Origin of the sequence: Streptomyces griseicoloratus (assembly GCF_014534645.1) — a bacterium.
Classification (GTDB): Bacteria; Actinomycetota; Actinomycetes; order Streptomycetales; family Streptomycetaceae; genus Streptomyces; species Streptomyces griseicoloratus.
This window is the reverse complement of sequence record NZ_JACVQF010000194.1, coordinates 1-20,527: the sequence shown is the minus strand read 5'-3', so window position 1 is coordinate 20,527 and position 20,527 is coordinate 1. Positions and strand designations below refer to the sequence as shown.

At 71.9% G+C, this 20,527-nt stretch carries 18 protein-coding genes; 7 read left to right on the top strand and 11 right to left on the bottom strand.

Annotation, left to right across the window (positions count from 1 at the left end; translation table 11 throughout):
- Positions 1-11: 11 nt before the first annotated feature.
- From H0H10_RS18655 to H0H10_RS18635, 5 genes are all read right to left on the bottom strand, one after another.
- On the bottom strand, positions 12-3,329 hold the full coding sequence (locus tag H0H10_RS18655) for a S8 family peptidase (protein ID WP_188182158.1): 3,318 nt from the start codon (positions 3,327-3,329) through the stop codon (positions 12-14).
- Between the two features lie 219 nt (positions 3,330-3,548).
- Positions 3,549-4,232, bottom strand: coding sequence for an ABC transporter ATP-binding protein (locus H0H10_RS18650; RefSeq protein ID WP_188182137.1), 684 nt, complete (start codon positions 4,230-4,232; stop codon positions 3,549-3,551).
- Positions 4,233-4,309: 77 nt separating this feature from the next.
- Positions 4,310-5,776: an ABC transporter permease gene (locus tag H0H10_RS18645; RefSeq protein ID WP_188182136.1), complete on the bottom strand. Its 1,467-nt coding sequence runs from the start codon at positions 5,774-5,776 to the stop codon at positions 4,310-4,312.
- A gap of 151 nt (positions 5,777-5,927) precedes the next feature.
- Complete coding sequence (locus tag H0H10_RS18640) at positions 5,928-7,178, bottom strand: L,D-transpeptidase (protein WP_188182135.1); 1,251 nt, start codon at positions 7,176-7,178, stop codon at positions 5,928-5,930.
- 224 nt (positions 7,179-7,402) lie between these two features.
- Entirely contained in the window at positions 7,403-7,756 is a 354-nt protein-coding gene (locus H0H10_RS18635) for a hypothetical protein (protein WP_188182134.1), read from the bottom strand.
- A 109-nt stretch (positions 7,757-7,865) separates the two neighbouring features.
- Here H0H10_RS18635 and H0H10_RS18630 point away from each other — a divergent pair, with 109 nt between their 5' ends.
- The gene (locus H0H10_RS18630) at positions 7,866-8,180 is read left to right on the top strand and encodes a hypothetical protein (protein WP_188182133.1); all 315 of its coding nucleotides are present in this window, start codon (positions 7,866-7,868) and stop codon (positions 8,178-8,180) included.
- Positions 8,181-8,312: 132 nt separating this feature from the next.
- Here the strand turns inward: H0H10_RS18630 and hutH are convergent, their stop codons facing one another.
- The 3 genes from hutH to H0H10_RS18615 form a co-directional block, all read right to left on the bottom strand.
- Positions 8,313-9,851, bottom strand: coding sequence for a histidine ammonia-lyase (gene hutH / locus H0H10_RS18625; protein ID WP_188182157.1), 1,539 nt, complete (start codon positions 9,849-9,851; stop codon positions 8,313-8,315).
- Between the two features lie 90 nt (positions 9,852-9,941).
- Positions 9,942-11,090, bottom strand: coding sequence for a GGDEF domain-containing protein (locus H0H10_RS18620; protein ID WP_188182132.1), 1,149 nt, complete (start codon positions 11,088-11,090; stop codon positions 9,942-9,944).
- Positions 11,091-11,237: 147 nt separating this feature from the next.
- The gene (locus tag H0H10_RS18615; protein WP_188182131.1) at positions 11,238-12,038 is read right to left on the bottom strand and encodes an enoyl-CoA hydratase/isomerase family protein; all 801 of its coding nucleotides are present in this window, start codon (positions 12,036-12,038) and stop codon (positions 11,238-11,240) included.
- A 212-nt stretch (positions 12,039-12,250) separates the two neighbouring features.
- Here H0H10_RS18615 and H0H10_RS18610 point away from each other — a divergent pair, with 212 nt between their 5' ends.
- Entirely contained in the window at positions 12,251-12,883 is a 633-nt protein-coding gene (locus H0H10_RS18610; RefSeq protein ID WP_223180091.1) for a hypothetical protein, read from the top strand.
- Between the two features lie 72 nt (positions 12,884-12,955).
- Here the strand turns inward: H0H10_RS18610 and H0H10_RS18605 are convergent, their stop codons facing one another.
- A complete protein-coding gene (locus H0H10_RS18605; RefSeq protein WP_188182130.1) occupies positions 12,956-14,116 on the bottom strand; it encodes an adenylate/guanylate cyclase domain-containing protein in 1,161 nt (386 codons plus the stop codon).
- Positions 14,117-14,252: 136 nt separating this feature from the next.
- Positions 14,253-15,119: a biotin--[acetyl-CoA-carboxylase] ligase gene (locus H0H10_RS18600; RefSeq protein WP_188182129.1), complete on the bottom strand. Its 867-nt coding sequence runs from the start codon at positions 15,117-15,119 to the stop codon at positions 14,253-14,255.
- 110 nt (positions 15,120-15,229) lie between these two features.
- On the opposite strand from H0H10_RS18600, the gene H0H10_RS18595 reads away from it, so the two are divergent.
- The 4 genes from H0H10_RS18595 (at position 15,230) to H0H10_RS18585 (ending at position 17,934) form a co-directional block, all read left to right on the top strand.
- Complete coding sequence (locus H0H10_RS18595; protein ID WP_188182128.1) at positions 15,230-16,819, top strand: acyl-CoA carboxylase subunit beta; 1,590 nt, start codon at positions 15,230-15,232, stop codon at positions 16,817-16,819.
- A 17-nt stretch (positions 16,820-16,836) separates the two neighbouring features.
- Entirely contained in the window at positions 16,837-17,046 is a 210-nt protein-coding gene (locus H0H10_RS18590; protein WP_188182127.1) for an acyl-CoA carboxylase epsilon subunit, read from the top strand.
- Positions 17,047-17,134: 88 nt separating this feature from the next.
- Complete coding sequence (gene mmpB / locus H0H10_RS40550; RefSeq protein WP_262506277.1) at positions 17,135-17,263, top strand: morphogenic membrane protein MmpB; 129 nt, start codon at positions 17,135-17,137, stop codon at positions 17,261-17,263.
- A gap of 50 nt (positions 17,264-17,313) precedes the next feature.
- On the top strand, positions 17,314-17,934 hold the full coding sequence (locus tag H0H10_RS18585) for a nucleoside triphosphate pyrophosphatase (RefSeq protein ID WP_188182126.1): 621 nt from the start codon (positions 17,314-17,316) through the stop codon (positions 17,932-17,934).
- Here the strand turns inward: H0H10_RS18585 and H0H10_RS18580 are convergent.
- On the bottom strand, positions 17,903-18,379 hold the full coding sequence (locus H0H10_RS18580) for a hypothetical protein (RefSeq protein ID WP_309141832.1): 477 nt from the start codon (positions 18,377-18,379) through the stop codon (positions 17,903-17,905). The two genes, H0H10_RS18585 and H0H10_RS18580, sit on opposite strands and share 32 nt — an antisense overlap.
- 374 nt (positions 18,380-18,753) lie before the next feature.
- On the opposite strand from H0H10_RS18580, the gene H0H10_RS18575 reads away from it, so the two are divergent.
- Positions 18,754-20,526: an acetyl/propionyl/methylcrotonyl-CoA carboxylase subunit alpha gene (locus H0H10_RS18575; protein ID WP_188182125.1), complete on the top strand. Its 1,773-nt coding sequence runs from the start codon at positions 18,754-18,756 to the stop codon at positions 20,524-20,526.
- Position 20,527 lies beyond the last annotated feature (1 nt).

Here is a 20,527-nt window from a genome sequence, read left to right as displayed (position 1 = left end):
GCTCGTGCGGCCTACTTGCCGTAGTACGCGTTGTAGATCGAGATCGTCGACTTGTTGCCCTTCTTGTCGTCGATCTTGGCGTGGAAGGAGATGCCCTTCCCCTTCGCCGGGTTCTTCACGGTGATCTTGCCGTTCTTGACGGTGACCTTCTTCCAGGTCTTGCCGTAGTCGTACGACACGTACACCGACAGCGACTTCAGGTTCTTGCCCGCGGCCGCGCCCTCGACGGTGACCGGGACGGTGGCCGTCTTGCCGGCGGCGACCCTGCTGTCCTGGCCCGTGGCCGCGAGGAAGCGGGCCGTGGAGGCGGGCAGCTTGGTCAGGTCGGCGGTCTTCTTGGAGCGGAAGGTCCAGCTCGCGTCGATCCGGGTGGAGGCCGCCGCGACCTTGACGGAGCGCTTGACCGACGTGGTCAGCCGGTACTGGGCGTCGCCGGACGGGACCGTGAACTCCTTCTCACCGAACAGCGGGTCGTCGTTCGAGCCGACCTTGGTGCCGTTGCGGTAGAGGGTCGTGACGGACGAGGTGAAGAGCGAGGAGCCCGCGTGGCCCTTGCCGTCGGCGAACAGCGGGACGACGCCGCTGATGGCGTTGCCGTCGCGGAAGAGGCCGAAGTCCGAGGTGAGACGCGGGCCGAAGACGGCCGTGTTGAAGGTCGTCGAGTAGCTCTTGCCCGCCTGGTACCGCTGCGACGCGCCCTGCGTGTAGGCCGCCTCGACGACCGGGAAGCCCTCGGCGTCGACTCCGCCGTACTGCTCGAACCCGATGTCCCAGTTCACCCCGCCCGAGGTGGACAGGTGCAGGGTGCGCGTGCCGGGCAGGGTCTGCTGGATGCCGATCGAGGAGCCGCCGCTGCTGCCGGGCAGCCAGCCCACGGCGGAGACAGCGCCCTTCTTGCCGCTCGCGGAGGCGCCGAGTCCGGCCTTGAGCGTGGCCAGTTCGCCCGCCTTGTAGTGGCGGGTGTAGCCGGTGGCGAGCTGCTTGACCTTGCCGCCGGCGACGGTGTCGTACTGCTCCTTGGCGCCCTTGGACCAGTGCCCGTCCCACTGCTGGCTCAGCGAGCCGTCGGTGATCTGCGGGCCGAGGTGCCGGGTGCGGAAGTTGTCGTACGAGTCCAGCCACCAGCCGAAGCCGTAGCTGGAGTCACCGGCCTCGACGGTGAAGTCCGCGGAGGCGAACTCCGGCTTGGCGGCCTTGTCCGGCACCGTGATGTTGACGGGCTTGGCGGTGCGCGCGTCCAGGGTGACGGTGGTGTTCTTGGTGACGTTCAGCCGGGGCTGGGCGATCCAGTCGGCGCCCTCGTACTTCTCCGGGTCCTTCCCCACGTAGATCGAGGAGTTGAGGACGTAACCGCCCTTGGGCACGCGGACGGTGACGTTGCCGTCGGGGTCGTACGGCGAGAGCCACTGCTCCTTGCCGAGGCCCGAGATGCCGGTCAGATCGGTCGCGTAGTTCGTGGCGGGCTTGCCGTCGCGGCCGATGACCTTCAGCGTGACGTCGTACGACTCGACCTCGCGCTCCACGGCGGCGGCCGTACGCACGGACTGACCGCCGCCGGTCGCCGTGACGTACGCCGAGTAGGCGCCGTCCAGCGTGCCGCCCAGCTTGGTGTTCACGGTCAGGGGCACGGTCGCCTTGCCGCCCGCCGGGACGGTGACCGTGGTGGCGCCCAGCTTGAAGAAGCCGGCCGGGGCCGCCTTGCCCTTGGGGTCGGTGGCGGTCGCTGCGAGGGTGAGCGTGACGTCCTTGGTGCCGAGGTTGCGGTACGTCAGCTGCTTGGTGACCGGCTTGTCGTCGGTGTGCGGCCACTGCTGCACGCCGAAGCTCACCGACACCGGGTCGGCGATCACGGTCTGCTTGACGGCCTTGTCGACCTGGATGCGGCCCGAACCCTGCTGGAACGGCGTGTACTTACCGCCCTTGGTGGAGCCGGTGAGGGCGCCCTTCAGCTCGGCGTAGGTCCAGTCCGGGTGCTGCTGCTTGAGGATGGCGGCGGCGCCCGCGACGTGCGGGGTGGCCATCGACGTGCCGGAGATGGTGACGTAGCCGGCGGGCTTCTCGCCGACCTCCTGGGCGATGATGCTGCCCTTCGCGGAGGCCGCGGTGATGTCGACGCCGGGCGCGGTGACGTCGGGCTTGACGGCGCCGTCGAGGCCGGGGCCGGTGCTGGAGAACTCGGCCAGCTTGTCGTTGTCGTCGACCGCGCCGACGGTCAGGGCCGCGGCGGCGCTGCCCGGGGAGCCGACGGTCCGGTCGCCGAACTCGCCCTCGTTGCCGGCGGCGATGGCGAAGAGGATGCCCTTCTGCTCGGAGAGCTTGTTGACCTGCGCCTCCAGCGGGTCGATCTCCGGGGTGTCGCCGCCGCCGAGGCTGAGGTTGACGATGTCGGCGCCCTGCTCGGCCGCCCACTCCATGCCGGCGAGGATGCCGGAGTCGTCGCCGAAGCCGTCGTCGCTGAGGACCTTGCCGTTGAGCAGCTTGGCGCCCGGTGCGACGCCCTTGAACTTGCCGCCGCCCTTGGTGCCGGTGCCCGCCGCGATGGAGGCGACGTGCGTGCCGTGGCCGTACTTGTCGGAGGCGTCGGGCGAGACGGAGAAGTTCTTGGACGCGACGACCTGGTTCTTCAGGTCGGGGTGGGTGGTGTCGACGCCGGTGTCCAGGACGGCGATCTTGACGCCCTTGCCGTCGTAGCCGGCCGCCCACGCCTTGGGGACGCCGATCTGCGGCACGGACTTGTCGAGGCTGGCCTTGCGGACACCGTCGAGCCACACGTGCGCGATGCCGGAGGCCGTCTTCTCGCCGTTGGTGACGGCGTCCCACAGCTCGGGCGCGTCCTCGTGCGGGGTCTGCACGGCGTCGGCGTTGAGCGACTTCAGGGTGCGGCGGAGCGTGCCCGCGTCACGGACGTCGGCCTTGGTGGCCTTGGCGGTGCCCTGGTAGCCGACGATGACCTTCAGGCCGTTCTTCTGGGCCTTGCGGGTGGTTGCCCTGCCCAGTTCGGTGATGTCGAAGAGGCGCTGGTCCAGCTTGCCGGTGGCGACCAGACGGGCGGCGTCGGCGGGGACGACGAGGGTGTGTCCGCCGGCCCTGCGGATCTGCACGGGTATGTGCTCGCGTCCCTTGGCCCGCTCCAGGCCGACGACCCGCCCCTTGGCGTCGACGGCGACCCGGTCGCCGGTGATCAGCGTGATGCGGTGCTTGGCCGTGCCGGTGGCTGCCTGGGTGGCACCGGCCGCCGGCTGCCCGTCCGCCGCGGCCGGGCTGGTCATGCCCGCCGCGAGGGCCACGGCCGCCGCTGTGGCGACCGTGGCCGCGCACGCTCTTTTCACTTGTCTGCGCAACTTTCCCCCTTGCGGAAGTACCGGGTGAATTCCCCGTTCACCCGGCCGGGGGTGGTCTCGCACACGCGTGCTCCCCCGGATCTCGCAGTATGCCGAGGGGTGATCAACTGCTCAATCGGATGAGAGAAAGGTGAGAAAACCGTCGGGCGGCTGTAACGCCACCGCACGAACTCCGTTACCCAGCCGATGGATTGCGCCCTGGGCGGACTACGCCTGCGCGTTCTCCTTGACGGTGATGCGGCCCTTGCGGATCGTCGCCAGGCGCGGGGCCTTCCTCGCGATCGCCGAGTCGTGGGTGACCATGACGAAGGTGAGCCCGAGCTCCTTCCACATGCGGTCGAGCACGTCCATGATCTCGTCCCGCGTCGACTCGTCGAGGTTTCCCGTGGGTTCGTCGGCGAGCAGCACCTTCGGCTGCTTCACCAGCGCACGCGCGATGGCGACCCGCTGCTGCTGGCCGCCGGACATCTCGCCCGGCAGATGCCCGAGCCGTTCGCCGAGCCCGACGGACGTCAGCGCCTCGGCGGCCTTCTCGCGCCGCTCCTTCGCCTTCACGCCGAGCGGTACGAGCGCGGTCTCGACGTTCTCCTGCGCGGTGAGCGTCGGGATCAGGTTGAAGGACTGGAAGACGAAGCCGATGCTCTCGCTGCGCACCCTGGTCAGGCGGGCCTCGGGCAGCTTGGCCAGGTCCGTGCCGTCCAGGACGACCTCGCCGGAGCTGGGCCGGTCCAGGGCACCCAGCATCTGCAGCAGGGTGGACTTGCCGCCGCCGGTGGGCCCCTGGATGACCAGCCGGTCTCCGTCGGCGATGGTGAGGTCGACTCCGTCGAGGGCGTGCACGGTGTCCTTGCCGCGGGTGTAGCGCTTGGTGACGCCTCTGAGCTCGTACATGGTGCTGCAACTCCTGGTGAACGTAAGGGGGGTGGGGCCCGCGCGGCAGGCCCCGTGGCAGGCCGGTGCGGCGCTCGCTACTCCACGCGGCGCAGGGCGTCCGCCGGCCGCAGGCGGGAGGCGCGCCAGCCGCCGAAGGCGCCGGCGACGAGTCCGCCGGCCACGGCGAGGCCGACCGCGAGGGCGATGGTGGTGAGGCTGACCGGCGCGCTGAGGGCGACGTCCAGGGTCTTGGCGGCCGCCTGCCGCCCCGGACCGCCGAAGCCGCCGCCGGGGCCACCGGGTCCACCCGTCCCGCCGTCCGCGCCCCCGCCGAGCTGGGCCTGAAGCGTCGGGCTGACCGCGGTGACGGCGTAGGCGCCCGCCAGGCCGAGCGCGATGCCGAGGACGCCGCCGACCAGGCCGTTGACGACGGCCTCGCCGACCACCTGCCGGGTCACCCGGCCCGAGCGCCAGCCCAGCGCCTTCAGCGTGCCGAACTCGCGCACCCGGCGGGAGACGGCCGAGGAGGTGAGCAGCCCGGCGACCAGGAACGCGGCCGCCAGCACCACGATCGACAGCCACTTGCCGACGCCGGCGGCGAGGGAGGAGGCGGTGGACAGGGAGCCGGAGACGGTGTCGGCGAGGTCGGCGGAGGTGGTGACCGTGGTGCCCGGGACGTTCTTCTGGATCGCGGACTTGACGCCGTCGATCCGCTGCGAGTCGGTCGCCTTGACGTAGATCGTGGTGACCTTGTCCTTGGCGTCGGCGAGGGTCTGGGCCTGCTTCAGCGGTATGTAGAGGTTGGCCGCCGCGTCACCGCTGTCGGCCGTGGCGATGCCGACGACCTCGAACTCCGTGCCCTTGACGGTGACCGTGGAGCCGGTCTTGAGCTTCTTCTCCTTGGCGTACGCGGAGTCGGCCACGGCGACCTCGGCGTCGGTCTCCGACTCCTTGAAGGTGCGGCCGCTGGTGATGGTGGAGGAGGTCAGCGGGCCGAGGGCGGGCTCGGTGACGTCGGTGCCGTAGACGGAGTAGCTGTTGACGTCGAAGTCGGCGCCGCCGCCCTGCACACGGCCCTGCGGGGCCTGCTGCCCGCCGGCGCCCGGGCCGCCCTGCCCCTGACCGCCCGAGCCGTCCTGCTGGAACTGGCCGCGGGTGAACTGGCCGCTGACCTTCATGACCTGGAGGCTCAGTCCGCCCACCGCGTCGGCGACGCCGTCCTGCCCGGCGACCTTGCCGACGGTCGTGTCGGCCAGGGTCTGGAAGCCCTGCACCATGACGCGGTCGGTGCTCTGCTCCTCCTCGGAGCCGTCCTCCTGTGCGTCGAAGCGGAAGCGCGGCCGGTCCGAGGTGCCGGCCGTCGGGGAGGCGGCCTTGGTGACCGTCATGTCCGTGCCCAGTCCGTACAGCGACTGCAGGACCTTGTCCTGGGCCCTGCCCATGCCGGAGGAGACGGAGTCGACGACGATGACCAGCGCGATGCCCAGCGCGAGGCCGGAGGCGACGACGAGGGCCGCCTTTCTGCGGCGGCGCAGTTCGCGCCTCAGGTACGTGAAGAACATGGCCGCAAGCTAGGGACGGCCCGTGATGAAGGGATAAGGCCGGCGTAAGAGAAGGATGAGAAGCCGGGGACACGGCAGGCGCCCGCCGCCCCTGGTCGAGGGGTGGCGGGCGCCTGTTGCGAAGTGGAAACGCCCCGTGGGGAGTTCGGCGTCAGACCGCCGAACCGGCCTTCCACTGGGCCCAGTCCATGTTCCAGCCGTTGAGGCCGTTGTCCGGGGCGATGGTCTTGTCGCCGGTGTTCTGGACGACGACCACGTCACCGACGATGGAGTTGTCGTAGAACCAGGCACCCGGCGTGTTCGGGTCGCCGGCGCCCTTGGCGTCGGCCAGGCCCACGCAGCCGTGGCTGGTGTTGACGCTGCCGAAGATGGACTTGGCGCCCCAGTAGTTGCCGTGGATGAAGGTGCCGGAGGTGGACAGGCGCATGGCGTGCGGCACGTCCGCGATGTCGTACTCGCCCTTGCCGTCGTCGTCGGTGAAGCCGACCGTCGCGCCGTTCATCCGGGTCTCCTTGAACTTCTCGGAGATCACCATCTGGCCTTCGTAGGTCTTGTTCTCGGGCGAGCCGGCGGAGATCGGGATGGTCCGGATCACCTGGCCGTTCCGCGTGACCTTCATCTGCTTGGTCTGCGCGTCGACGTACGAGACCTGGTTGCGGCCGATCTTGAAGGTGACCGTCTTCTGCTGGACGCCGTAGACGCCCTCGGCGCCCTCGACTCCGTCGAGCGCCAGCTTCAGGGTGACGGTCGAGTTCTCCTGCCAGTAGTTCTCGGGGCGGCAGTCCATGCGGTTGGCGTTGAACCAGTGGCAGGCGACCTCCTGGCCGCTGGTCGTGCTGACCGTGATGCCCTTCTGGACGGCGGCCTTGTTGGTGATCGCCTTGTCGAAGTTGATCGACACGGGCATGCCCACGCCGACCGTGGTGCCGTCGTCCGGGGTGAAGGTGCCGATGAAGCTGTTGGCCGGGGAGACCGTGGTGAACGAGGCGTTCTCGTGGGCGGCGCGGCCCTTGGAGTCCTGTGCGGTCGCCGTCAGCTTGTACTTGGTGGCCCGCTCCAGCTGCGTGGTGGGCTTCCAGCTCGTCTTGTCGGCGGATATCTCGCCGCTGACCTCGGTGCCGTCGGAGGTGGTCATCTTCACCTCCGTGAGGGTGCCCTTGCTCACGGTCACGGCGGCGGAGTTGTTGATGGAGGCGTTGGTCGAGCCGTCCTTGGGCGTGATCTTGATCTGGGCCTCGGACGTCTCCTTGGCTGCCGCCTCGTCGACCTGGGCCTGCGAGGTCTTGTCGTCCCCTCCGCCGGAGGCGCCGGCGTCGCCGCTGGAACATGCCGAGAGCACCAGCACACCGCCGAGCAGTGCGGACGCGGCCACCAGGCCCTTGCGCCGCTTACCGTCCGTCATCACACGCTTCTCCATCGTTGCCGATTCCCGAAACCCCGAGATACCCCGTCAAGAACTTTCAACGCTACGACCGGTTCGTCCCGTTCCACATCGCCGAGGGGTGTGGGACACACCACGTTCGCGCGCAGGCGGCGGGTGGTGCGGGGTCGGTCAGTGCGCCCCCTGAGACGACGGAACCCCGGGCGGTGGTTGCCGCCCGGGGTCGCGATTTTCCCCACGCCGCGTCAGCCGGCCGTCATTTCGTCGTCTTCTGCGTAGTCCTCGTCGCCATCTTCCTCGTCGTCGCCCCAGTCGGGCGAGTCGGGGTCGTAGTCGATTCGCTCACTGCTCCAGGACGCCTGCTGGAGCTCCACCCCGGGCACCTCGCTGACCAGGTCGAACGGGTCGACGAGATAGGCCAGGGCCTCCGCGGTGTCCTCCGTCACAGCGCTCTCGGCGTGCGTCCGCTCCTCGTCGGCCAGCTCGGAGTCGTCGGCGACCGCCTGCAGCGCGGCCCCGGTGACCGCCTCCTCGTCGTCGATCTCAAGGACCAGCTCGACGCGAAGACGGACAAAACGTGATGTCTCTGGAGTGCTCATGTCCGGAGCGTACGGCCGGTCGCTCCCGTGACTTTCCTGTGACCCGCGCCTTTCACTAACATCGCCCCACACGGCCAATTCGCCAGCGCCACAAGGGGATCGATATTCCGTGTCATCCGCTCGCCGTCCGTTGCTGACCGCCGCCGCCGCGGGAGGTCTGCTGTGCGCCCTGTGGTTCGTCCCGTCCGCGAACGCGACGCCCGACGGCCCGGCGGACAAGGGCTCCTCGGCAAGCCCGTCGCCGCAGGTCACCGCGCAGGCGAGAGCCGCGGCCACGGACACGGCGGCCGTCGCCGAGGGGACCCGGCTGGCCGACACCGGCAGCTTCGACAGCACCCCGTACGTCGTCGGCGGCAGCCTCTGCCTCACCCTCGGCGCGGGATTCGTCGCGTATTCCGTGCGCCGGGAACGCCTTGGTTTTTAAGGTCCTTTGACTTTCTTTTGACGAAAGCTCAGGAAAGCCCGGCGAGGCGCCGGTTCCCGGCCCGTCCTTGCGGGCCGGCCCGGTCGTCGAAACGGGGCCCGTCCTCCCCGGACGGGACCCCGCGCCCCTTCCCTACCGCAGCGGCCCGGTGACCGTCTCCGCCGCCGCGACCAGCCGCCCGTCGCGCACGAACGCGTCGGCCGCGGCGAGGTCCGGCGCCAGGAACCGGTCCGGACCGGGACCGGCGACCCCCGCCTCACGCACCGCGTCGATCACCGCCTGCGACGCCGGGGCCGGGACGAGGCCCTCGCGGAGCTGGATCGCACGGGTGGCGGCGTAGAGCTCGACGGCGATCACCCGGGTGAGGTTGTCGACGGCCGTGCGCAGCTTGCGCGCCGCCGACCAGCCCATCGACACGTGGTCCTCCTGCATCGCGGAGGACGGGATCGAGTCCGCCGAGGCCGGTACGGCGAGCCGCTTCAGCTCGCTGACCAGGGCGGCCTGCGTGTACTGGGCGATCATCAGGCCGGAGTCGACGCCGGCGTCGTCGGCGAGGAACGGCGGCAGCCCGTGGCTGCGGTTCTTGTCCAGCAGCCGGTCGGTGCGCCGCTCGGCGATGGAGCCGAGGTCGGCGACGGCCACGGCGAGGAAGTCCAGGACGTAGGCGACCGGGGCGCCGTGGAAGTTGCCGTTGGACTCCACGCGCCCGTCGGGCAGGACGACCGGGTTGTCCACCGCCGACGCCAGCTCCCGCTCGGCGACCAGGCGGGCGTGGGCCATGGTGTCGCGGCCGGCACCGGCGACCTGCGGGGCGCAGCGCACCGAGTAGGCGTCCTGGACGCGGGGGGCGTCGTCCTGGTGGTGGCCGGTCAGGCCGGAGCCCTTGAGCACGGCGAGCATGTTGGCGGCGCTGGCGGCCTGTCCCGGGTGCGGGCGGATGGCGTGCAGCTCGGGGGCGAGCACCTTGTCGGTGCCGAGCAGGGCCTCCAGCGTCAGGGCGGCGGTGACGTCGGCCGACTTGTAGAGGGTGTCGAGGTCGGCAAGGGCCATGACCAGCATGCCGAGCATGCCGTCGGTGCCGTTGAGGAGGGCGAGCCCCTCCTTCTCGCGCAGCTCGACGGGCCGGATCCCGTGCTCGGCGAGGAGTTCGCCGGCCGGCCGTACGGTGCCGTCCGGACCCTCGGCCTCTCCCTCGCCCATGAGCGTGAGGGCGCAGTGCGACAGCGGCGCGAGATCGCCGGAGCAGCCGAGGGAGCCGTACTCGTGCACGACCGGGGTGATCCCGGCGTTCAGGACGTCGGCCATGGTCTGCGCGACCTCGGGCCGGACGCCGGTGTGCCCGGAGCAGACGGTCTTCAGCCTGAGGAACATCAGGGCGCGGACGACCTCCCGCTCGACGCGCGGCCCCATGCCCGCGGCGTGCGAACGGACGATGTTGCGCTGCAGCTGGGCGCGCAGGTCCGGGCTGATGTGCCGGGTCGCCAGGGCGCCGAAGCCGGTGCTCACGCCGTACACGGGGTCCGGCTTCGCGGCCAGCGCGTCCACGATCTCGCGGGCCGCGGCCAGGGCCGCCACCGCTTCCTCGGAGAGTTCGACCCGGGCGCCGGCACGCGCCACGGCGAGGACGTCGGACGCGGTGACCCCGGACGTCCCCACCACCACAGTGTGCATATCCATATTCAGGAGCGTACGCAGTGAATTCATAGATGTCACCACTGGGTTCCCGGAGCACCCCTTACGTCACATGCGGCCAGGGACCGCTCACGGGGAATGCCGCCCCCGGAACCGCCGCCGCTCGCCGTCCTCCCCGCGGGACGGCTCGTCCGCCAGCCGCACGACGGGGTCGTCGGGCCCCTCGCGGCCGGCGACGACCGGCCGGTCCGCCCGCTCGGCCTTGGCGCGGTACTGGGCCGCGTCCGCGAGCCGGAACAGCCTGCGGGCGCTGCGGACGGGCCCCACGGGGTCCTCCGTGGACGCCACCCCGCAGGCCACGCCGTCCCCGAGCTCCAGCTCCGCCGCCCGGCGGCACAGCTCGTCGGCGGCCTTGACCACGTCGTCGGCGGGCGGCCCGACCGCGAGCAGGCAGAACTCGTCCCCGCCGAGCCGGGCCACGAGCGCCCCCGGCACCATCGCCCCGCACAGCGACAGCACCGAGCCGAAACGCTCCAGCAGCCGGTCGCCGACGGCGTGCCCGTGGGTGTCGTTGACCCGCTTGAGTCCGTTGAGGTCGCACACGACCAGGCTGACGACCACGTTCTCGCGGCGGTGCCGCTCCACGGCCTCGTCGAGCCGGGCGTCCACCGCGCGGCGGTTGGCCAGACCGGTGAGCGCGTCGGTGTACGCCAGCCGCCGCACCTCCTCCAGCCGCTCGGTCTGCGCGATCCCGGCGGCGACCACGGAGGCGAGGACGGTGGCGAAGTCGGCGTCGGCCCGCTCGAACACGCGCTCCCCCACCGGCCGGGCCACGTACAGCTCGCCCCAGGCGCGCCCGTGCAGCACGATGGGCGCGACCACGCAGCAGCCGCGCCCGCGGCGGCGCAGGGCGGCGACGCGCTGATGGACGTAACCGGGACGCCCGGCCGCGGGGCCCTCGGCGGTCTCCACCCAGGCACCGGGCTCACCGCCGCCGGCCCAGCGCTCGTGCAGGAACTCGGTGATCTCCGCGAACTGGTGCACGGGGTAGGACTCGTCCTTGGGGAACTCCTCCTCGCCCTCGGCCCGCTCGCCCACGTTCACCAGGACCCTGAGCCGGCCCAGCTCCCGCTCCCACACCGACAGCGCGGCGAAGCTGCCGCCCAGCGCCCGGCGGGCACCGGTGGCCGCCGCCCGCCACGCCTCGTCGGCACTGTGCGCGGCGGCCATCCCCTGCGCCAGCGCCACGACGGCCGCGAGCCGCCTGTCCTCACCCATCCCTCCAGGCTAAGGAGGTTTACGACAAAGGTGGACATTGACGGAGCGAACGGGGCCCCTCACGGCCTGCGGACAGCAGCGAGGGCCTTGCGACCGGTCAGGGCCGGACTGCCGCACCCGCGCCGGGCACGGGCAGGGAAACCGGTGTCACTCCCCCGGCCACCGCGGCGCACGCTTCTCGTTGAACGCCGCCACTCCCTCCGCCCGGTCCCCGGAGAACGCCACGGCCCGCCACGCCGCGTCCTCCACCTCCAGCCCGGCCCGCAGGTCCAGGCCGTGCCCGAGCCGCAGCGCCCGCTTGGCCGCGCGCAGCCCGACCGGCGAGTTGGCCGCGATCCGGGACGCCATGGCCAGCGCCTCCTCCCGGTCCCGGCCCTCGTCCACCAGCTGGTCGACGAGCCCCAGCTCCCGCGCCTCCTCGGCCTCCACCCGCCGCGCCGTGAAGACCAGCTCGGCGGCCCGCGCCGCCCCCACCCGGCGCGGCAGCAACTGCGTGCCGCCGCCGCCCGGGATCACCCCCACCGACACCTCGGGCAGTCCCACGACCGCCGTACGGTCGGCGACGATCACGTCACAGGACAGCGCCAGCTCGAACCCGCCTCCGAGCGCGAACCCGTGCACGGCCGCCACCGTCGGCACCGGCAGCTCCAGCACCCCGGTGTAGGCCCCGCGCGTCACCGGCCGCTGGCGCAGCAGTTCGGCGTCGCTGAAGGAGTTCCGCTCCTTCAGGTCGGCCCCGACGCAGAACGCCCGCTCATGCGTCGACGTCAGCACCACCGCCCGTACGCCCCGGTCCGCGCCCAGCGCCGCACAGGCCTCGGCGATGGACCGGGCCATGGCGGTCGAGACCGCGTTCATGGCCTTCGGCCGGTCGAGCACGAGCTCCGCGACATGCCCGTCCCCGTGCCGCCGCACCAGGACGAACTCCCCGAACCGCTCCTCGCTCATGACACCCTCCCGGTTAACGCGGGTTAACAGTCGACCGCTCTCGATCATCGCAGGCGCGCCCGCCCGGGGAAAGCCCGGACGCGACCTACCCCGGGCCACCGCCGCTTACCCGTTCGAGTGACAACCCGCCGACTCCCGCACCCTCGTCCGCGGGAGCGCATAGCGTCGCTCCGACGCGGCGCACCGGGGGCGCGCACGCGCGGGGAGGGAACATGACGACGACGGCGACGACGGAGGCCCCGGCCGAGTCCGGGCGGCCGCGGGGTCCCCGCGGCCGGCACCGCAGGCCACGCCACCACAGGCTGCTGCTCGCCGCCGGCGGCCTCGTTCTCGCGGCAGGCGCCCTGAGCCTCGCCCACCTCGCACCCGAGTCGAGGGTCGCCGGCCCCGGCACCGAGGCCGGGCCCCGCCCGGGCCCCGACACGGGCACGGCAGCGGGAACGGAAAGGCGAGCAGGAGCGGGAACGGACCGGGCGACCACCGCTCCGGCCGGCGTCGCCACCGCGCCCGGGGCTGGTCCGTCGTCCGCCTCCGTCATGGGCGCCCGGAGCACGCCCCCGGCCACGGGGCTCATACCGGTGCGGCCCACGCCCACCGCACGCCCGACGACCGGCCCCGGCCGCCCGCAGGCGTCCGACGCCCCGCGCACCCGGCCGCCCGAGCCACAGGACAACCCGGCGCCCGCGCCCACCACCCGCCCGTCCGGAACCGCAAGCTCCGCGCCCGATCCGGCGCCGGGCGCAGGCGCCCCGCCGGCCCCGCCCGCCCCGCAGCCCGAGCCGGACCCCGGCCTGTGCCTGCCGCTCATCGACCTGTGCCTGGACCTGCTGAACAGCCCCGGCTGACCGATGCCTGAGACCCCTCAGCCCGCCGGCTGACCGAGCCCCACAACTCCTCGTCCCGCAGCTGACCGGGACCTAGGACTCCCCGCCCCGCCGGTTGAGCAGCCAAGGCTCGACCACGCCGAGGCCACGCACCGGCCGCTGCCACATCGGCTGCAGCCCGAAGCGGTACGCCGGCGCCTCCTCGCCCTCCTTCTCGGCAGCCGCGGCCTCCTCGGCCGCCTCCGCCTCGGAGGCCGGGGCGTCCCCGGTGCGGATCAGCTCCTCCGCGAAGGCGGTGTCGACGAGGACGGCGTCGCGCGGGGCTATCGAGGTGAGCCGGGAGGCCAGGTTGACGGTCGTACCGAAGACATCGCCCATCCGGGTGGTCACCGTGCCGAACGCCATCCCGACGCGCAGCTCCGGCATCGTCTCGTCATTGGCCATCGTCTCGATGAGGCGCAGGGCGATCTCGGCGGCCGTGCCCGCGTCGTCGGCGGCGTAGAGCACCTCGTCGCCGAGGGTCTTGATCAGCCGTCCGCCGCGCGCGGCCACCAGGTCGGCGGCGGTGGTCTCGAACGCCTCGACCAGTTCGCCGAGCTCCTCCTCCTCCATCCGGCGGGTCAGCCGCGTGAACCCGACGAGGTCCGCGAACCCGACCGCGAGGCGCCGGTCGACCATCTCCTCGTCGTCACCGGCCTGCACCACCCGGCCGGTCGCGGCGGCGAGCTGGCGCCGCCAGACGTAGACGAGGAACTCCTGCAGCTCCGGCAGCAGCAGCTCGACCAGGGGATACGTCACCTCGGTGCGCGTCATCCCCGGTTCCGGGGGCTCCGTCAGGCCCTCCAGGAAGGAGTCGATCTGCCACTCGGCCAACCGGGCGGTGGTCTGCCCGGTGGACCGGGCCACCTGCACAGCCATGGCCTCGCTGAGCAGCCCCGCCTCCACCAGACCGGACAGGCGGCGCAGCGCGAGGACGTCGGCCTCGGTGAGCGCCTTGGCCTGGCCTATGTCCGCGAAGCCCATGGCCCGCCAGAAGCGGGTGGCCAGCTCCACGGAGACGCCCGCGCTCCGGGCCGCCTGGAAGGGGGTGTAACGGCGCTCGGCGCCGAGGATCAGCTGTTCGATGCGCAGTGCGAGCGGGTCCTCGCCGGGATCGGCGGCATGGGACTCCCCGCGCTCGGGTGGATTCGAGAGTGGGGGAGGGTCCACGCGGCCGTCCCCGTCCGCGCCGGAGCCCGTGTCGTCGACGGTCACGCCTGCTGCCCTTCCGATCTGCCGCGGTCAGGTATCGACCGGCCCCAACTTTACGTCAGGTGTGCCCCAGCTCACTCCCGCAAGCCGCAACGCCGGACCGCGCCCCACCCCGCCCGAGCTGCGGACCCGCCCTGTCTCACGCCGGCCGCAGGTGCACGATGTCGCCCGCGCCCACCGGTTCCTGCACCCCCGCCGCCGTGGCGAGCACCAGCCGCCCGTCGCCGTCCACGGCCACGGCCTCCCCGGTGATCGACCGGTCCCCCGGCAGCTCGGCACGGACCGTCCGCCCGAGGGTCGCGCATCCGGCCGCGTACGTCTCCTGCAGACCGCTCGCCGCCGGGTCACCGCCTGCCGCCCGCCACCGCCCGTACCAGTCCTCCAGCGACCGCAGCACGCCCCTCAGCAGCGGATCCCGGTCGGTGCTCACGGCTCCGGCGAGCGCCAGCGACCCGGCCTGCGGGACCGGCAGCTCGTCCGCCCGGAGCGTGACGTTGATGCCGACACCGATGACGACCCCGTCGTCACCGGCCCGCTCGGCGAGGATCCCGCCGGCCTTGCGCTCCTCGCCGCCGACGGTCACGAGCAGGTCGTTGGGCCACTTCAGGGACGTGTCGACGCCCGCCGCCCGGGACAGCCCGGTCGCCACGGCGACGCCGGTGAGCAGCGGCAGCCAGCCCCAGCGGGGCACCGGTACCTCGGCGGGCCGCAGCAGTACGGAGAAGAAGAGGCCGGAGCGGGCGGGCGCGGTCCACTGCCGGTCCAGACGGCCCCGCGCGGTCGTCTGCTCCTCGGCGACGAGGACGGCGCCCTCGTCCGCCGTCCCCTCGGCGGCCCGGGCCACCAGGTCGTTGTTGGTGGACCCGGTGCGCTGCACCACGTCCACCTCCCGCCACAGCCCGCCCTCGCGCACCAGCCCCCGGCGCAGGGCTGTGGCGTTGAGGGGAGGACGGTCCAGGTCGGACCACCGGTTGCCGCGGGCCTCAGAGTCATCTCGTGGCGTCATGCAAGCCACCCTAGGTGTGGGAAACACCGCACTGCCGACGGGTGGGCCCGCGACTACTCTACGAATGAGTAACCGTCCCCCCTTTTGAGCAGGCAGGGAGCCGCATCCCGATGTCCGAGCCGGAAGAGCAGCAGCCTGACATCCACACGACCGCGGGGAAGCTCGCGGATCTGCAGCGCCGTATCGAGGAAGCGACGCACGCCGGTTCGGAACGCGCCGTCGAGAAGCAGCACGCCAAGGGCAAGCTGACCGCCCGCGAGCGGATCGAACTGCTGCTCGACGAGGGCTCCTTCGTCGAGCTGGACGAGTTCGCCCGGCACCGCTCCACCAACTTCGGCCTGGACGCCAACCGGCCCTACGGCGACGGCGTCGTCACCGGCTACGGCACCGTCGACGGCCGCCCCGTCGCCGTCTTCTCCCAGGACTTCACCGTCTTCGGCGGTGCCCTCGGCGAGGTCTACGGCCAGAAGATCGTCAAGGTCATGGACTTCGCCCTGAAGACCGGCTGCCCCGTCATCGGCATCAACGACTCCGGCGGCGCCCGCATCCAGGAAGGCGTCGCCTCGCTGGGCGCCTACGGCGAGATCTTCCGCCGCAACACCCACGCCTCCGGCGTCATCCCCCAGATCAGCCTGGTCGTCGGCCCCTGCGCGGGCGGCGCGGTCTACTCCCCCGCCATCACCGACTTCACCATCATGGTCGACCAGACGTCCCACATGTTCATCACCGGACCGGACGTCATCAAGACCGTCACCGGCGAGGACGTCGGCTTCGAGGAGCTGGGCGGCGCCCGCACCCACAACTCCACGTCGGGCGTCGCCCACCACATGGCCGGCGACGAGAAGGACGCGATCGAGTACGTCAAGCAGCTGCTGTCGTACCTGCCGTCGAACAACCTCTCCGAGCCCCCGGCGTTCCCGGAGGAGGCGGACCTGACGGTCACCGACGAGGACCGCGAGCTGGACACGCTCGTCCCGGACTCGGCGAACCAGCCCTACGACATGCACACGGTGATCGAGCACGTCCTCGACGACGCCGAGTTCTTCGAGACCCAGCCGCTGTTCGCCCCCAACATCCTCACCGGCTTCGGCCGCGTCGAGGGCCGCCCGGTCGGCATCGTCGCCAACCAGCCGATGCAGTTCGCCGGCTGCCTGGACATCACCGCCAGCGAGAAGGCCGCCCGCTTCGTGCGCACCTGCGACGCCTTCAACGTCCCCGTGCTCACCTTCGTCGACGTCCCCGGCTTCCTGCCCGGCGTCGACCAGGAACACGACGGCATCATCCGCCGCGGCGCCAAACTCATCTACGCCTACGCCGAGGCCACCGTCCCCCTGATCACCGTCATCACCCGCAAGGCCTTCGGCGGCGCCTACGACGTCATGGGCTCCAAGCACCTCGGCGCGGACCTCAACCTCGCCTGGCCCACCGCCCAGATCGCCGTCATGGGCGCCCAGGGCGCGGTCAACATCCTGCACCGCCGCACGATCGCCGACGCGGACGACCCCGACGCCACCCGCGCCCGCCTGATGCAGGAGTACGAGGACACCCTCCTCAACCCCTACACCGCGGCCGAACGCGGCTACGTCGACACGGTGATCATGCCCTCGGACACCCGCCGCCACATCGTCCGCGGCCTGCGCCAGCTGCGCACCAAACGGGAGAGCCTGCCCCCCAAGAAGCACGGCAACATCCCCCTCTAGCCCGGCAAGGAGCCACCGTGATCAAGGTCGTACGGGGCAACCCCACCCCCGAGGAGCTCGCCGCCGCCCTGGCGGTGGTCCGAGCCCGCGCCGCGGCGGCACAGGCGATGCCGCCCGGCGCGCCCGGCATCCGCGACTCCTGGTCCGACCCCGCCCGCATCGCCGCCCGGAACCTGCCCCGGCCCGGCCCGGCGTCGTGGGCCCGCACCTACTGGCCGGGGGCCTGATCCTCCCTTCCCCCCGCCACCAGGGCGGGGGGAAGTTGAGTACGCGTACTCAGGCGTCGGCACCGCCCGGCGCCGGACCATGGGCGGCATGCTGTGGTCCGACCCCGAGAACGAGCCGCCCGAGGACCTGCGCCAGGCGCAGGTCATGATGCGGCGGCTGAGCGTTTTCCTGGCGCTGGCCATGGTGCTCGCGATGATCGTGACCGGACTGGGGTGAGACGGCGGCTCGGGTCGGGCCGTTCGGGTGTGCGCCGATACCCTGGCCGCATGACAGATCAGCCGCGCCGACGACTCGTCCTCGCCTCCCAGTCCCCCGCCCGGCTGGGGCTGCTGCGCCAGGCCGGACTCGACCCCGAGGTACTCGTGAGCGGCGTCGACGAGGACGCCGTCACCGCGCCCACCCCCGCCGAGCTGGCCCTCGCGCTCGCCGAGGCCAAGGCCTCCGTCGTGGCCGCGAAGCCCGAGGTCCACGGCGCGCTGGTGATCGGCTGCGACTCGGTGCTCGACCTGGACGGCCAGGCGCTGGGCAAGCCCGCCGACCCCGAGGAGGCCGCCGCCCGCTGGAAGGCCATGCGTGGCCGGGCCGGCACGCTCCAGACCGGCCACTGCGTCTACGACACCGTCTCCGGCCGCTACGCCTCTGCCACCGCGTCCACGGTCGTCCACTTCGGTCACCCGACCGACGAGGAGATCGCCGCCTACATCGCCTCCGGGGAGCCGCTGTACGTCGCCGGGGCGTTCACCCTGGACGGCCGCTCGGCGCCGTTCATCGACGGCATCGAGGGCGACCACGGCAACGTGATCGGCATCAGCCTGCCCCTGCTGCGGCGCCTGCTCGGCGAACTGGGCGTGGGCATCACGGAACTGTGGGCGCCGCAGGAGGACTGACCGGGGAGCCGTCGCCGCCCGGTGCGTCCCCGGGACGCTCGGGCGCCGGCCCCTCCTGGGCGTCGTAGGTCATCAGCAGCAGCACGATGAGCCCGAGGACGACGACCATGAACAGGAAGGCGCCGGGGCCCACCAGGCCCCAGGTGAAGGCGCCGAGCAGTCCGTGCACCACGGCGGCGCTGATCAGCAGCACCCGGCCGAACCCGGCGGGCCGGCGGTCGCGCAGGGCCACGAGCAGGGCGACCAGCCCGCACAGCGCGAAGTAGAGGCCGAAGACGACGCCGCCGATCTTCGAGGACACGGACATCATGTCCGGGTCGAGACCGGCCAGGGACATGTCCTGCCGGTCGACGACGATCCCCAGGAACCAGTTCAGGGCCGCGACGCCGAGCGCCTCCACGAAGAGCACGACCGCCACGATCCACGCCACCGGTCTGCGCACCACCGGTCCCCACCCACTTTCGACCGCCGTCGGACAGGACAGCTGTTACCTCAAGTACGTTCGAGACATCGCGAACGCTACTAACGGGTAAACCTCGGGACAAGAGTTGTGCCGCGGGCAAAGAATCATTGGGCCATTCGTAGGGACTCCACAAAGAAACCGAGTGGGGCGCGGCACGCTCTCACAGAGACCTTGACCACATCGGAAGGCTAGGGTTTCCGGGAGGAGCCCTGCGTAGCGCGGTGCCACAAGGGCTTTCGCGGGTCGAGCGAGCCTCGAATCACGCTCCGTGTGGGCAAGCTCACCATTGGGGACGGGTCGAAGTGCCGTGTCGGCAGTCCCTAAACTCGGCTTGTTTCAAGGAGGGAGCCTCAATCGTGCGCAAGGTGCTCATCGCCAACCGTGGCGAAATCGCTGTCCGCGTGGCCCGGGCCTGCCGGGACGCCGGGATCGCGAGCGTGGCCGTCTACGCGGACCCGGACCGGGACGCTCTGCATGTCCGCGCCGCGGATGAGGCGTTCGCCCTGGGCGGTGACACCCCGGCCACCAGTTACCTGGACATCGACAAGGTGCTGCAGGCCGCCAAGGACTCCGGCGCGGACGCGATCCACCCGGGCTACGGCTTCCTCTCCGAGAACGCCGAGTTCGCCCAGGCCGTCCTCGACGCCGGCCTGATCTGGATCGGCCCCCCGCCGCAGGCCATCCGCGACCTCGGCGACAAGGTCGCCGCCCGCCACATCGCCCAGCGCGCCGGCGCCCCCCTGGTCGCCGGCACCCCCGACCCGGTCTCCGGCGCCGACGAGGTCGTGGCCTTCGCCAAGGAACACGGCCTGCCCATCGCCATCAAGGCCGCCTTCGGCGGCGGCGGACGCGGCCTCAAGGTCGCCCGCACCCTCGAAGAGGTCCCGGAGCTGTACGACTCCGCCGTCCGCGAGGCGGTCGCCGCCTTCGGCCGCGGCGAGTGCTTCGTCGAGCGCTACCTCGACAAGCCCCGCCACGTGGAGACCCAGTGCCTGGCCGACACCCACGGCAACGTCGTCGTCGTCTCCACCCGTGACTGCTCCCTCCAGCGCCGCCACCAGAAACTGGTCGAGGAGGCCCCCGCGCCGTTCCTGTCCGAGGCGCAGGTCGACGAGCTCTACGCCGCCTCCAAGGCGATCCTGAAGGAGGCCGGCTACGTCGGCGCCGGCACCGTCGAGTTCCTCGTCGGCAACGACGGCACCATCTCCTTCCTGGAGGTCAACACCCGCCTCCAGGTCGAACACCCGGTCACCGAGGAAGTCTCCGGCATCGACCTGGTCCGCGAGATGTTCCGCATCGCCGACGGCGAAGAACTCGGCTACGACGACCCGCCGCTGCGCGGCCACTCCTTCGAGTTCCGCATCAACGGCGAAGACCCCGGCCGTAACTTCCTGCCCGCCCCCGGCACGGTCACCCGTTTCGACCCGCCCGCCGGCCCCGGCGTCCGCCTCGACGCCGGCGTCGAGTCCGGCAGCGTCATCGGCCCCGCCTGGGACTCCCTGCTGGCCAAGCTCATCGTCACCGGCCGCACCCGCGCCGAGGCCCTGCAGCGCGCCGCCCGCGCCCTGGACGAGTTCCAGGTCGAGGGCATGGCCACCGCCATCCCCTTCCACCGCACCGTCGTCCGCGACCCGGCCTTCGCCCCCGAGCTGACCGGTTCCACGGAGCCGTTCACGGTCCACACCCGCTGGATCGAGACCGAGTTCGTCAACGACATCAAGCCGTTCGCCTCCCCCGCCGACACCGAGACGGACGAGGAAGCCGGCCGGGAGACCGTCGTCGTCGAGGTCGGCGGCAAGCGCCTGGAGGTCTCCCTGCCCTCGTCGCTGGGCATGTCCCTGGCCCGCACCGGCCTCGCCGCCGGCGCCAAGCCCAAGCGCCGCGCCGCCCGCAAGTCCGGCCCCGCCGCCTCCGGCGACACCCTCGCCTCGCCCATGCAGGGCACCATCGTCAAGATCGCCGTCGAGGAGGGCCAAGAGGTCCAGGAAGGCGACCTCATCGTCGTCCTGGAGGCCATGAAGATGGAACAGCCCCTCAACGCCCACAAGTCCGGCACCGTCAAGGGCCTCACCGCCGAGGTCGGCGCCTCCATCACCTCCGGCGCCGCCATCTGCGAGATCAAGGACTGAG